This is a genomic window from Arthrobacter sp. SO5 (genome assembly GCF_020532805.1).
Taxonomy (GTDB): Bacteria; Actinomycetota; Actinomycetes; order Actinomycetales; family Micrococcaceae; genus Arthrobacter.
Genome location: NZ_MQTQ01000093.1, coordinates 55,520 through 68,735 on the forward strand (window position 1 = coordinate 55,520; position 13,216 = coordinate 68,735).

9 protein-coding genes and 1 pseudogene are annotated in these 13,216 nt (G+C 65.6%); 6 read left to right on the forward strand and 4 right to left on the reverse strand.

Going from position 1 to position 13,216, the window contains the following annotated elements; translation table 11 throughout:
- Window position 1 precedes the first annotated feature (1 nt).
- Together BJG92_RS16390 and BJG92_RS16395 are read left to right on the forward strand one after the other, a co-directional pair.
- On the forward strand, window positions 2-3,145 hold the full coding sequence (locus BJG92_RS16390) for an efflux RND transporter permease subunit (RefSeq protein WP_269462097.1): 3,144 nt from the start codon (window positions 2-4) through the stop codon (window positions 3,143-3,145).
- Window positions 3,146-3,180: 35 nt separating this feature from the next.
- Window positions 3,181-4,101 carry a hypothetical protein gene (locus tag BJG92_RS16395; protein WP_232085050.1) on the forward strand — a complete coding sequence of 307 codons (921 nt, stop codon included), beginning with the start codon at window positions 3,181-3,183 and terminating at the stop codon, window positions 4,099-4,101.
- A gap of 115 nt (window positions 4,102-4,216) precedes the next feature.
- Here the strand turns inward: BJG92_RS16395 and glpK are convergent, their stop codons facing one another.
- The 3 genes from glpK to BJG92_RS16410 all read right to left on the reverse strand — a co-directional run bounded on the left by glpK (window position 4,217) and on the right by BJG92_RS16410 (window position 8,512).
- A complete protein-coding gene (gene glpK / locus BJG92_RS16400) occupies window positions 4,217-5,731 on the reverse strand; it encodes a glycerol kinase GlpK (protein WP_232085051.1) in 1,515 nt (504 codons plus the stop codon).
- A gap of 63 nt (window positions 5,732-5,794) precedes the next feature.
- A complete protein-coding gene (locus tag BJG92_RS16405) occupies window positions 5,795-6,556 on the reverse strand; it encodes an MIP/aquaporin family protein (RefSeq protein WP_232085052.1) in 762 nt (253 codons plus the stop codon).
- Window positions 6,557-6,715: 159 nt separating this feature from the next.
- Window positions 6,716-8,512 carry a glycerol-3-phosphate dehydrogenase/oxidase gene (locus BJG92_RS16410; protein ID WP_374199817.1) on the reverse strand — a complete coding sequence of 599 codons (1,797 nt, stop codon included), beginning with the start codon at window positions 8,510-8,512 and terminating at the stop codon, window positions 6,716-6,718.
- A 123-nt stretch (window positions 8,513-8,635) separates the two neighbouring features.
- Between BJG92_RS16410 and BJG92_RS16415 the strand changes: the two genes are divergently transcribed.
- The 4 genes from BJG92_RS16415 (at window position 8,636) to BJG92_RS16430 (ending at window position 12,586) form a co-directional block, all read left to right on the forward strand.
- Window positions 8,636-9,598 carry a sugar-binding transcriptional regulator gene (locus tag BJG92_RS16415; RefSeq protein ID WP_232085054.1) on the forward strand — a complete coding sequence of 321 codons (963 nt, stop codon included), beginning with the start codon at window positions 8,636-8,638 and terminating at the stop codon, window positions 9,596-9,598.
- Window positions 9,599-9,688: 90 nt separating this feature from the next.
- Window positions 9,689-10,558, forward strand: coding sequence for an aldo/keto reductase (locus BJG92_RS16420; RefSeq protein WP_232085055.1), 870 nt, complete (start codon window positions 9,689-9,691; stop codon window positions 10,556-10,558).
- Between the two features lie 10 nt (window positions 10,559-10,568).
- Complete coding sequence (locus BJG92_RS16425; RefSeq protein WP_232085056.1) at window positions 10,569-11,495, forward strand: alpha/beta fold hydrolase; 927 nt, start codon at window positions 10,569-10,571, stop codon at window positions 11,493-11,495.
- Window positions 11,492-12,586, forward strand: a complete 1,095-nt coding sequence (locus BJG92_RS16430; protein WP_232085057.1) for a glycosyltransferase family 1 protein — start codon at window positions 11,492-11,494, stop codon at window positions 12,584-12,586. Before BJG92_RS16425 ends, BJG92_RS16430 begins: the two co-directional genes overlap by 4 nt.
- A 144-nt stretch (window positions 12,587-12,730) precedes the next feature.
- Here the strand turns inward: BJG92_RS16430 and BJG92_RS16435 are convergent.
- Window positions 12,731-13,216 (reverse strand): annotated as a pseudogene (locus tag BJG92_RS16435) (primosomal protein N'); the annotation flags it as partial.

The following is a 13,216-nucleotide window of genomic DNA, read 5'->3' on the forward strand; positions in this document are numbered from 1 at the left end:
CATGCGCCGGCTAATCGCAGCCAGTCTAAGGTTCAGATCGATCATCATCGCGATGGCTGCCGCGCTGATGATCGTGGGCGGCGCCCAGCTCAGCAGCGCCTCGGTGGACGTGTTCCCCGAGTTCGCGCCGCCGAAAGTCGAGGTCCAGACAGCCTGCCTGGGACTCACCGCCTCTGAGGTCGAAGAGCTCGTGTCAGTACCCCTGGAAGAGGCGTTCAACGGCATCGACGGGCTGGACCACATGCGGTCCAAATCGGTTTCCCAGCTCTCGTCGATTGTGCTGGAATTCAAGAACGGCACGGATTTGCTGAACGCCAGGCAGCTGGTGTCCGAACGCATGGCAACGGTGATCCCGACGCTGCCCACGTGGGCAGCTCCGCCGCTGATGCTGCAGCCTCTGTCCTCGACCAGCCGCGTCATGAAGATCGGGCTGTCCTCGGACACCCGCTCCCTCATTGAGATGTCCATGATTTCCTACTGGAACATCAGGGCCCATCTGCTGCGCGTGCCGGGGGTTGCCAACGTCGCCATCTGGGGCGAACGGCTCCAGATGCTTCAGGTTCAGGTGGACCCTGCCAAGCTGGCAGCCAACAACGTGACCCTGGATGCCGTGATGAATTCCACGTCGGACGCTCTGGACTCGGGCTTGCTGAAGTACTCGCCCGGTTCCCTGATCGGTACCGGCGGCGCCCTCGAAACGCCCAGCCAGACCATGAGCATCCGGCACGTACAACCCATCACCTCGCCGGAAGAGCTCGCAAAGGTGCCGCTGGAGGAACGCGAAGGCCAGTCACCCCTGCGCCTCTCCGACGTCGCCACCGTTGTGGAGGATCACCAGCAACTGATTGGTGACGCCGTCATCAACGGCGGCCCGGGACTCATGCTGATCGTGGAGAAGCTGCCCTGGGGCAACACCCTCGAAGTCACCCGTGGCGTTGAAGAAGCGCTGAAGCAGCTTGAACCCGGACTGACGGGGATCGCCGTGGACACAACCTTGTTCCGGCCGGCGACCTTCATCGAGGAATCCCTCGGAAACCTCAGCCTGGCCCTGCTCCTGGGATGCCTGCTCGTCATCCTCGTGCTGAGCGTTTTCCTCTTCCAGTGGCGGACGGCGCTGGTCAGCGTGATGGCGATTCCGTTGTCACTGACGGCGGCCGCCCTCGTGCTGTACTGGACCGGAGGCACGGTTAACACGATGGTGCTGGCGGGGTTGGTGATTGCCGTCGGGGTGGTGGTGGACGATGCCATTATCGACGTCGAGAACATCGTCCGAAGACTGCGCCAGCACCGGGCCGGCGGCGGAACCGGGAGCACTGCCAGGGTTGTGGTCAATGCCTCGCTGGAGGTCCGCGGACCGATCGTCTATGCCACACTGATCATCGTCGCCGCCACGGTGCCGATCTTCTTCCTGGACGGGCTGACCGGAGCGTTCTTCCGGCCGCTGGCCACCTCTTACACCCTGGCGGTGATGGCGTCCATGCTCGTGGCCCTAACGGTCACGCCGGCCATGGCCTACATCTTCCTCCGGAACGCCAAGCTGGAGGACCGTGACCCACCAGTGGTCCGGGTCCTCAAACGCTGGTACGACGCAGCGCTGCGCCCGATCGTCCGCCGCCCGCTCCCCGGCTACGCCGCCTTGGCAGCCCTCGGCCTCGTCGGCGTCGTTGCAGCCCCCCTGCTCGGCCAGTCGTTGTTGCCCTCGTTCAAGGAGCGGGACTTCCTCATGCACTGGGTCACGCAGCCCGGCACAGCCAATTCCGAGGAGGTCCGCGTCAGCCAGCTGGCCTGCAAGGAACTCATGACAATCCCCGGCGTGAACAACTGCGGCTCGCATATTGGCCAGGCCTTCGCAGCCGATGAAGTGGTGGGCGTGAACTTCGGTGAGAACTGGATCAGCGTTGACCCCGGCGTCGACTACGACGAGACTCTGGCAGCCATTCAGGACGTGGTGGACGGCTATCCCGGAATCCACCGGGACGTCCAGACGTACCTGAAGGAACGTGTCCGCGAGGTCCTGACGGGCACGGGCTACGCCGTAGTCGTCCGCGTGTACGGCGATGACCTTCCCACCCTGCGGAAGCAGGCGGACAAGGTCAAGACCGTCCTTGGCGGGATCGAAGGCGCAGTCGGGGCAAAACTCGCCCTCCAGGTGGACGTCCCGCAAGTCAATGTGGAAGTGAACCTGGAGGCCGCCAACCGTTACGGGCTGAAGCCGGGCGATGTCCGCCGTGCCGCGGCCACGATGGTTGCCGGTGAAGAAGTCGGGGACATCTTCCGGGCCGGCAAGGCCTACGACGTCCAGGTGTGGAGTCCCCCGGAGCTCCGCAGCTCCGTCACGAGCATAGAGAATCTTGTGATCGACACCCCGAGCGGACAGCGCATCCGGCTGGCGGACGTTGCCTCGATCTCGGTGAAACCGACGCCGAACGTGATTGAACGCTCCGAGGGATCCAGGCGGCTGGACGTCAGTGCCAACGTGAAGGAAGGCGATCTGGCCAAGGTAGTGGAGAAGCTCCAGGCCGATCTCCAGTCGGTCGAAGTCCCCGTCGGCTACAGCTACTCCATCCTGGGCGAATACGCGGAGCGGCAAGCCGCCTCCCAGCGGTTGCTGCTGTTCTCCGGTGGGGCGCTGATCGTGGTCTACCTCCTGCTCCAGGCAGCCTTCAGAAGCTGGCGGTTGGCCACCCTCGCCATACTGACACTTCCGGTAGCCCTGGTAGGCGGTGTGATCGCCGCCCACCTGAGCGGCGGGATTCTGTCCTTGGGGTCCTTGGTCGGCTTCTTGACACTGATGGGCATCGCAGCACGCAACGGCATCCTGCTGATCAACCACTGCCAGCACCTTGAACAGTTCGAGGGCGTGCCCTTCGGACCCGGACTGGTGCTGCGCGGTGCTGCCGAGCGGCTGTCACCGATCCTGATGACCACGCTCGCAACTGCCCTGGCCCTTGTACCCCTGGTGGTCATGGGCAACATTCCAGGTCATGAGATCGAACACCCCATGGCGGTGGTGATCCTGGGCGGCCTTGTCACGTCGACACTGGTCAACCTGTTCATCGTCCCGTCGCTGTACTTGCGGTTCGCCAAGAAGGGTCCGGGCCGTGGGCGCCGGTCCCGTCAGCCCCAGCCGGCTCCGGCCATCTAGCCGCAGCAAAACCCACTAGGAGAGGCCAGACCAAAATGACTCAACGAGGAACGCGCTTCACAGCATACGGTTCAGCAATCCTGCTGGTGCTGGGAGCCTTGACAGTTGGCACCGCCGCCGCGGCAACCGCCGCGCCCAATCCCGACGCACTCTGCGGCCCGGGCTCGGCAATCCACTTCAACAAGGCGGATTTCCCGGCGAATCCGGTGATCGACAATAAATGGAACCCGCTCAAGCCCGGAATGCAGTTCACCACCACCGGCGAGGTGAAGTCCGCGGACGGAAGCGTCAGCGCCCACTCCGTGGTCCACACAGTGACCGGGCTGACCAAGGTGATCAACGGCGTCAAGACCCTGGTTCTGTGGGACCGGGACTATTCTGACGGCGTCCTGGCCGAGTCTGAACTCGCTTTCTTCTCCCAGTCGACGAGGACGGGCGCCGTCTGGCTCTTCGGGGAATACCCGGAGGAGTACGAGAACGGCAAACTCGCGGGCGCACCGAGCACCTTCATCAGCGGCATTGATCAGGCCCGGGCCGGGACCGCCATGCAGGGCAGCCCGCACCGCAACACCCCCGCCTATGTCCAGGCCTACGCACCCAGCGTGGACTTCCTGGACTGCGGCCGTGTCTTGTACAAGAACCAGAGGGTCTGCGTCAAGACAGGGTGCTACAACGACGTGATGGTGATTGACGAGTTCAACCCGCTGGACCCGCCGAGCACGGGCCACCAGCGCAAGTTCTACTCGGCCGGAACGGGACTTATCAAGGTCACGGCTGTCAGCGGAGCCGACCAGGAGTTCATGGACCTGGTGAAAATCAAGATGCTCAGCAGCGCTGAGCTTGAGAGCGCCAATGCGCAGGCCTTGAAACAGGATAAGCGCGGCTACACGGTCAGCCCTGACGTCTACGCCAAGACACCGCGTGCCGTCGTCGCCCGCACGGGTTCGGTGTCCTAACCGCGGCCCGGCCCCTGCGTTCCGGGTCTGCTGCCCGTCAGGGCAGCCGGGACGCATGGCAAGGAAAAAGCTCCGGCCGGGTTTCCCCGGCCGGAGCTTTTCTGTGGCGGACGGTTTACTTAACGTCCTCGTCGACCCAGTCCATGGACTTGGTGACGGCCTTCTTCCAAAGACGCATCTGACGCTCCCGCTCCGCCTGCTCCATCTTCGGTTCCCAGCGCTTGTCCTCGGCCCAGTTGGCCGAGCACTCGCCCAGGTCCTTCCAGAAGCCGACCGCAAGGCCGGCGGCGTAGGCTGCGCCCAGGGACGTGGTCTCGACGACCTTCGGCCGGATGACCGGGACGCCGAGGATGTCCGCCTGGAACTGCATCAGGGCGTCGTTGGCGACCATGCCGCCGTCGACCTTCAGTTCCGTCAGCGGCACACCGGAGTCGGCGTTGACGGCGTCGAGCACCTCGCGGGTCTGGAAGGCGGTGGCCTCCAGGGCCGCGCGGGCGATGTGGTTCTTGTTCACGAACCGGGTCAGCCCAACGATCGCGCCGCGCGCATCGGAACGCCAGTACGGCGCGAACAGGCCCGAGAACGCCGGGACGATGTACACACCGCCGTTGTCCTCGACCGACGCCGCAAGCGTCTCAACTTCCGCGGCGGTGCTGATCATGCCGAGGTTGTCACGCAGCCACTGGACGAGCGAGCCCGTGACGGCGATCGAGCCTTCCAGCGCGTAGTGCGGAGCCGCGTCGCCGAGCTTGTAGCCGACCGTGGTCAGCAGCCCGTTCTTGGAATGGACGATTTCCTCACCGGTGTTGAAGATGAGGAAGCAGCCCGTGCCGTAGGTGTTCTTGGCTTCGCCGGCGTCGAAGGCAGCCTGGCCGAACGTGGCCGCCTGCTGGTCGCCGAGGATGCCGGCGACGGGTACTTCGCGCAGCAGCTGGGAGGTGTGGACCGTGCCGTAGACCTCGGAGGAGGACTTGATGGCCGGCATCATGGAGGCCGGAACGCCGAACGCGTCCAGGATTTCCTGGTCCCACGACAGCGTTTCGAGATCCATGAACATGGTCCGGGAGGCGTTGGTGACGTCGGTGACATGCACGCCTCCGTCGGTGCCGCCGGTGAGGTTCCACAGCACCCAGCAGTCCGTGTTGCCGAAGACCAGGTCCCCTGCTTCCGCCTTGGCGCGGGCACCCTCGACGTTGTCGAGGATCCACTTAATCTTGGTACCGGAGAAGTAGGTCGCCAGCGGCAGGCCCACCTTCTGCTTGAAACGCTCCGGACCCCCGTCCTTGGCCAACTCGTCCACGATCGGCTGGGTGCGCGTGTCCTGCCAGACAATCGCGTTGTAGATTGCCTTTCCGGTGGTCTTGTCCCAGACGACGGCGGTTTCACGCTGGTTGGTGATGCCGACGGCGGCAATGTCGTGGCGGGTGAGGTTCGCCTTGGACAGGGCCGAGGCAATGACCTCGCGGGTGTTGTTCCAGATCTCGGCGGGGTCGTGCTCCACCCAGCCGGCCTGCGGGAAGATCTGCTCGTGCTCCATCTGTCCGGAGGAGACGATGTTGCCGCTGTGGTCGAACACGATGGCTCGGGTGCTGGTGGTGCCCTGATCAATGGCGATGACATACTGGTTCATGTTGACGTCCTTGTCTTTTGTGGCCTGGCAGTCTGACTGGCGGTTAAGTCGTGCTTCTCGAAATTACTTGGGGACAACGGCGATGACCGGCATGATGATCGGCACGACGGCCGCCACGATCCCGCCGAGTCCGCCACCGATGAGGGGTCCGACGACCGGGATCCAGGAATAGCTCCAGTCGGAGGACCCCTTGCCCTTGATCGGGAGCAGTGCGTGCGCGATGCGCGGGCCGAGGTCACGGGCCGGGTTGATGGCGTAGCCGGTGGGGCCGCCGAGCGATACGCCGATACCGACAACCAGCAGGGCGACGGCCAGCGGGCCGAGTCCGGACGGTGTCCCGCCGAAGGTCAGGATGACGAAGACGAGGACAAAGGTGCCGATGATCTCGGTGATCAGGTTCCACACATTGGAGCGGATAGCCGGGCCGGTGGAGAAAACAGCCAGCTGGCTGGCCGGCTCCGTCTCCACATCGAAGTGCTGCTTGTAGGCAAGCCACATCACGACTGCACCCAGGAAGGCGCCGGTCAGTTCACCGCCAAAGTAGGTCAGCGTCGAGGCGAAATCAACCGGGACGCCGGGGGCGTACAGCTTCTTGCCGTTGAGCAGAAACCCAAACGTCACGGCGGGGTTCAGGTGGGCCCCGGACTGGGCGGCGACATAGACACCGGAGAAGACGGCGATGCCCCATCCCCAGGTGACCATCAGGAACCCGCCACTGTTGCCCTTGGTGCCTTTGAGCGCAACGTTGGCCACCACGCCGCAACCCAGCAGGGTCAGCATGGCGGTACCGAATAATTCGGACAGGAAAACTATTCCAAGAGACATCTTTGACTCCTCTATTTTCTGTTGTCGGTCCTTCGCGAGTTTGAAGGGCCGTTGGGCCGGCACCGTGTTTGCGCTGCCGGCCAGACACTGCGCCGGTCCCTTAACCGGGACCCCGCAGTCCTTGCGCCCGGACGTCCCCCGTCCGGGCGCTGAGGTCTTTTAGGAGACCAGGCTGTGAACCTGGACGCCATGGTACCGCTTGAGCACCTCCTGGGCGTGGCTGATCTCGGAAGACCGTGTTGCCTGGTCCCAGCCCAGCGGCCCGGAGAGGATGCCGGCAACCTCGTTCAGCAGTTCGCCGGTCACCAGGCCGCGGAAGGCCAGGGAGGTGCGGCGGATCAGTACGTCGATCAGGTGCCCGATCTGCTCGTTCCGCGCCATGAACTCCAGTTCACGGACGCTGAGTTCACGGGTTGAATGCAGGAGCCGGTCCGGTGCCTCCGGGACCGCGTCCAGGAAGCTGATGACTTCTTCGGCGCGGGTTCCGTAGCGGATCAGCAATCCGGCGACCCTGTCTGCGTCGCGTCCGGCCGACATGTGCTCCTTGATCCAGCGCTGGACCCCGTCGTCGCTGTCAGGGAAGCCGGCACCGCCGCCGATGGCGAGCTTCGCCGTCGAGACCGTGCGTTCCATGCCAAGTTCGGTGAGGACGTCGTTGCTGAGGTGCTCGGCGAGGGCCCGGAACGTGGTCCACTTGCCGCCGACCAGGCTGAGGACGACGGCGGCCCTTCCGCCTGCTGTTGTCCCTTCTGCGGACGCACGGCGTTCGATCCGGTAGTCGCGGCTGACGAAGCCGGGCTGCGTGGCATCGTGCTTGGGCAGCGGGCGGACGCCGGCGAAGGTGTAGACGATCTGCTCCCGGCTTACTGCCACGTCCGGGAAGACATGGCCGATCAGGTCGAAGAAGTAGTCGATCTCGGCGTCGGTGCAGATGGCGTCCTCGGCCATGTCCGCGTCGACGTCGGTGGTGCCCACGAGGACCCTGTCGCCCATCGGGTAGATGAGGACGATCCGGCCGTCGGTGTGCTCGAAGAAGATCTCCCGGCCATTGCAGGCCGCCAGCAGTTCGGGGTGGTCCAGCACGATGTGCGAACCCTTGGTGCCGCCCATGAAGGAGGACGCCACGCCCATCGCCTCGTTGGTGAGGTCCACCCACGCACCGGTGGTGTTCACGATGACGTCCGCCGTGAAGTCGAAGACCTCGCCGGAGAGCTCGTCGCGGAGCTGGACCGTATGTCCGGTAGCGGACGCGCCGTCCCCGGAGCCCGTCATTGCGGCCATCGAAAGGTAGTTGCTGGCGCGGGCGTCGCCGCTGCCAGCCTTTTCGCCGTCCTGCAGGACGTCCAGTGTCAGCCGCTCCGGGTTGTGGACGGAGGCGTCGAAGTAGGTGGCCGCGTATTTGATGCCCGGATGCAGCCTCGGCAGTTCGGCAAGGGCGCGCTTGCGGCCGCGGAACTGGTGGCGGGGTACGGTGCCGCCGTCGCGGGAGAAGAAGTCGTAGAGGCTCAGGCCGACCTTGATGAGGAAGGCACCGCGCTCCTTGGGGGCGCCCTGCTGCTTGTGGGTCAGGAAGCGCAGCGGAGCGGCGAGAATGCCGGAAAAGGTGCTGAAGATCGGAATCGTGGTCTGCAGCGGCTTCACGTAGTGCGGGGCGATGCGCAGCAGCCGGTTACGTTCGACTACGGATTCCTGGACCAGGCGGAACTCGCCGTTCTCAAGGTAGCGGATGCCACCATGGATCATGTGCGAGGAGGCGCCACTGGCGCCCTGGCAGTAGTCTCCGCGCTCCACGAGCGCCACGTCCACACCCTGCAGGGCCAGGTCCCGGAATGTGCCCACTCCGTTGATGCCGCCACCGACGACCAGCACTTGCGCATGGGGCCGCGACCGCAGCTTCTGCACGGATGCGCGCCCTCCGGGCTGTGCCTGGTTGCGGGCTGAATCCTTCTGTCCCAAAACTTCTCCCTTGGGTCTAGCCTCTGCGGCGCACCCTATGGCGCGTCGCCGTCCAACACTATTCTTTGGAGTAATGGAAAATGGAGTCAAGCTCTATGCACAAACGTGCAGAACGGAATTGGGATGACACCCTCACGCCACTCTGACGCCCTCCGGGCGGCCCAGTTGTATTACCTGCAGGACCTGACCATGGACGCTATTGCCCGCGAGCTCCGGACGTCCCGGTCCACCGTTTCGCGGCTGCTGTCCTCGGCCCGGGAATCGGGGCTCGTGCAGATCCAGATCCGCAGTCCCCTGGACACGGGCCCCGAGCTGGAACGGATCATCCGGGCCGAATACAGGGTGGATGTGCACGTGGTTCCGGTCGTGGACACCCTGAATGAGGCGGAAACACTGGACCGGGTGGCGATGCAGGCCGCCCGCACCATCGGCCCCCTGGTTGACTCCAACGCCATCATCGGTGTGGCCTGGGGATCCACCCTGAGCGCTGTCAGCCGGCACTTGACCCGCAAGATCACGCACGACACCGTGATCGTCCAACTCAACGGCGCCGGAAACATGCAGACGACGGGCATCACCTACGCCTCGGACATCATGCGCCGCTTCGGCAGCGCCTACGGGGCGCGCGTGGAGCAGTTCCCGGTCCCCGCGTTCTTTGATCACGCCGCCACCAAGACGGCGATGTGGAATGAGCGCAGTGTGCAGCGCATCCTTGAACTGCAGGCCCGTATGAGCATCGCCATTTTCGGCGTCGGATCGGTTGACGCCGACTATCCCAGCCACGTCTATGCCGGCGGCTATCTGGATGAAGACGACCTCGCCGTGCTGGCGACGTCCGACGTCGTCGGCGACGTTGCCACCGTGTTTTTTCGCGCCGATGGCTCTTCGGGCGGCATCACCTTGAACGAACGCTCCACCGGTCCGGACCTGGCGCAGCTCCGGCAGGTGCGGCGCAGGATTTGTGTGGTGTCCGGCGCCTCCAAGATCAACGGGCTGCGGGGGGCCCTGGCAGCCGGCCTGGCCACCGACCTGATTCTGGACGAGGCCAGCGCCAGGCGGCTGGTCAGCTTCCACGGCCTGTCCTGAACGGCCTGTTCCGACCACCCTTTCCTGAACGAACTGCCCCGAACGGCCTGCTCCGGGGCGCCGGCGCACGGAGTCGGTAGAGTCAATCCTATGAAAATCTCGCCTCGGCTGACTTTGAACAACGGTGTGATGATCGACAGGCTGGGATTCGGGCTCTACAAGGTGCCGCCGGCCGAAGCCGCGGGCCTGGTGACGATGGCCCTCGAGGCCGGCTACCGGCACTTCGACACGGCCTCGATGTACGGCAACGAAACCGGTGTGGGCAAAGGCATCGGCGCGCTTTCGGCGTTTGGCGGGGGTGCCGGGGGTTCGGGGGAACTTGCAGGCACCCTGACCCGCCAGGACGTCTTCGTGACCACGAAGGTCTGGAATGACGATCACGGCTACGACGCCACCATGCGCGCCTTCGATACCTCGATGTCCAACCTGGGCCTGGATTACCTCGACCTGTACCTGATCCACTGGCCGTGTGCGAAGCGGGGGCTGTTCACCGGTACCTACCGGGCCATGGAGACGCTCTACCGGGAAGGCCGGGTCCGTGCAATCGGCGTGTCCAACTTCCAGCCCGAGCATCTGGACTTCCTTTTGGAGAAAGCCGAGGTGGTGCCGGCCGTCAACCAGATCGAACTTCACCCCTGGCTGCAGCAGGAGCAACTTCGGGAGAAGCATGCTGCCCTGGGCATCCGGACGGAGGCGTGGAGTCCGCTGGGGCGCGGGCAGGTGCTCGCGGACCCGGTGATCCTGGCCCTTGCCGCCGAACATGAACGCACGCCGGCCCAGATCATCCTGCGCTGGCACCTCCAGCTCGGACAGATCGCCATCCCCAAGGCCAGCTCGTCCGCGCGCCTCCGCGAAAACCGGGGGATCTTCGACTTTGAACTCTCCGCCACGGACCTGGCTGATATTGCTGGCCTCGAACGCGGCTTCCGCACCGGGTCACACCCGGACAACGTCACTTAGGATCCCCGGAATGGAATACGTGGACACCGAGTCCTCCCCCACGCCCCGCTTCAGCGCCGGACTGCAGGCCCGCACCCGCACTTCCCGGTTAGACCTTGACGGTACCGGCGTCGCCTACTGGACGTACGAGCCCGTCCTGACCACCCCGGAAACCCGGACCATCCTGGTCATCCACGGTTTCCGGGGCGACCACCACGGCCTGCTACGGGTGGCCGACCAGCTGACCGAAATGCGCCTCATCATGCCCGACCTCCCCGGCTTCGGCAGCTCCGCCGCCTTCACCGAAGCCGGTCACAGCCTCGGGAGCTATGTCCGCTTCGTCGCCGATTTCATGGCCGCACTGGATCTGGGACCGGACACGGTCCTGTTGGGCCATTCCTTCGGGTCGATCATCGCCAGCCATTTTGTGGCCGCCCACCCCGGACTGGTGGCGGAACTTATCCTGATCAACCCGATCGCTGCCCCGGCCCTCGAAGGGCCCAAGGGGATCATGACCAAGCTCGCTGTCCTGTACTACGAGGCCGCCGCCTGGCTCCCCCGCCGGCTCGGCCAGGCCCTGCTGCGCAGCCAGCTGATCGTCCGGGTCATGAGCGAAACCATGGCGAAGACCCGGGACAAGGAACTCCGCCGTTTCATCCATGCCCAGCACAGTTCCTATTTCTCCGCCTTCGCGGACCGCGAGAGCCTGCTTGAGTCGTTCAAGGCCTCCGTCGGCAGCCACGTCTCCGAGATCGCGGGCCGGCTCACCCTGCCGGTGCTCCTGATCGCCGGCGAGAGAGACGAAATCGCCACCCTTCCGGACCAGCACAAGCTCCTGGCCCTGCTGCCGGACGGACAGCTTGACGTGATTCCCGGCGTCGGGCATCTCATCCACTACGAAACCCCGGAGCCCGCCGCGGGCTTCATCCGACGCTTCCTGAAGGACCACGCCGCGTGAAAATCCTCATCGATGCCCGCTTCACCCGGCTGGACCACCACGACGGGATCAGCCGCTACGGTGCCAGCCTCATTGCGGCCGCGGCCAGGATCGCGGACGTCTCAATGCTGATCAGCGATGTGCGGCAGCTGGACCTCCTGCCCGACGTGCCGTACACGCTGATCAACAGCCCGCTCTCCCCCGCCGAGCTGTTTGTGGCCGCCAGGGTCAACCGGCTCGGCGCCGACGTCGTGGTGTGCCCCATGCAGACGATGGGCAGCTGGGGCCGGAAGTACCCCCTGGTGCTGACCCTGCATGACCTGATCTATTACGAGCACCCCGCACCGCCCGGATTCCTGCCGGCCCCGGTCCGGTTCCTCTGGCGGCTCTACCACAAGGCGTTCTGGCCGCAGCGGATGCTGCTGAACCGAGCAGACGTCGTGGCAACCATCAGCTCCACGACGGCGGCACTGATCTCCAAGTACCGGCTCACGAAGCGTCCCGTCGGGATCGTCGGGAACGCCCCGCAGCCAGGCATCACGCCCCGCGACCCCGGCGCCGGGGCGGACAAGACCCTCCTCTACATGGGTTCGTTTATGCCCTATAAGAATGTCGAGACCATGATTCGGGGCATGGCTGAGCTGCCCGACATGACCCTGCACCTGCTCAGCCGGATCACCCCCGGGCGCCGGGCCGAGCTGGAGGCCCTGGCCCCGAAGGGTGCGAACATCGTGTTCCACAACGGGGTGACCGATGAGGAATACGAGGCCATGCTGGCCAGCACCTCGGCCCTGGTCAGCCTCTCGAAAGCGGAGGGCTACGGCCTGCCCCTCGTGGAGGCCATGTCCCACGGCACTCCGGTGATCGCCAGCGACATCCCGATCTTCCGGGAGGTCGGTGGCGACGCGGTCAGCTACGTCCACCCGGAGTCACCGGCGGAGTTCGCCGCGGCGGTGCGCACGCTCGAGGAGCCTGGACTCTGGAAGGCGCGTTCCCGCCGTTGTGTGGAACGTGCCGCCGATTTCAGCTGGGACGTCTCCGCGCGCAACCTCCTGGCCCTGGCCGAAGAGGCAGTGGCCCTGCGCGCACGCCGTGTGGGGCATCCGCACTAACCCTCGCGGGTCACGGAGCACCATTTGCCACAACTGGCCGCAGTGGGAGCCACCGTGCCGGCGATCTGTGGCGAATGGCCGCCAGCCAGTCGGCCCGACCACGCAATCGGCGCACAGTCCGGGCAATGGCGGCAGCCGCTGCGCCTACAACACGTCCACGCCGTCGAGGCGCAGCTGGACGGCGTCGTCGCTGCGTTTCGCGGCGGCGGCGGCCTTCACGGCGCGCATTACCCCGGTGGCGTCGGCTGCCTGGCTGTACGGGATGAACAGCAGGGTCCGGACGTCCTCGGCGGCGTCCCGTCCGGTGCCGTTGCGGGGACCGGCCAGGAGGAGCGGCGCCGGGCCCGCGGCCCGCAGCACGATACCGTCGGCGGCGAGCCGCTGCTCAACGGCCTGCGTGAAGTGCCCGACGGCGGTGCGCCCGCCGGTGACGGAGGCGACCCGCACGGCCGGCGGCAGGTGCAGCTCCTGCCGCAGGGACAGCTCGCGCTGGGCATAGCCGGCGGGATCCCAGCGCAGCAGGGCTCCGACCCCGGCGGTGTCGTCGGCGGTGATGACCACGAGGCCGCCGTCGGCTGCCGGGCGGACCAGGGCTGCGGCATTGAACCAGCGGCGGACGGCGTCCTCCCC

Excerpts from the sequence above, each read along its gene's own strand:
- BJG92_RS16395 (WP_232085050.1), top strand. The coding sequence starts at position 3,181 with ATGACTCAACGAGGAACGCGCTTCACAGCATACGGTTCAGCAATCCTG.
- glpK (WP_232085051.1), bottom strand. The coding sequence starts at position 5,731 with ATGAACCAGTATGTCATCGCCATTGATCAGGGCACCACCAGCACCCGA.
- BJG92_RS16425 (WP_232085056.1), top strand. The coding sequence starts at position 10,569 with ATGGAATACGTGGACACCGAGTCCTCCCCCACGCCCCGCTTCAGCGCC.
- BJG92_RS16415 (WP_232085054.1), top strand. The coding sequence starts at position 8,636 with ATGACACCCTCACGCCACTCTGACGCCCTCCGGGCGGCCCAGTTGTAT.
- BJG92_RS16405 (WP_232085052.1), bottom strand. The coding sequence starts at position 6,556 with ATGTCTCTTGGAATAGTTTTCCTGTCCGAATTATTCGGTACCGCCATG.
- BJG92_RS16390 (WP_269462097.1), top strand. The coding sequence starts at position 2 with ATGCGCCGGCTAATCGCAGCCAGTCTAAGGTTCAGATCGATCATCATC.
- BJG92_RS16420 (WP_232085055.1), top strand. The coding sequence starts at position 9,689 with ATGAAAATCTCGCCTCGGCTGACTTTGAACAACGGTGTGATGATCGAC.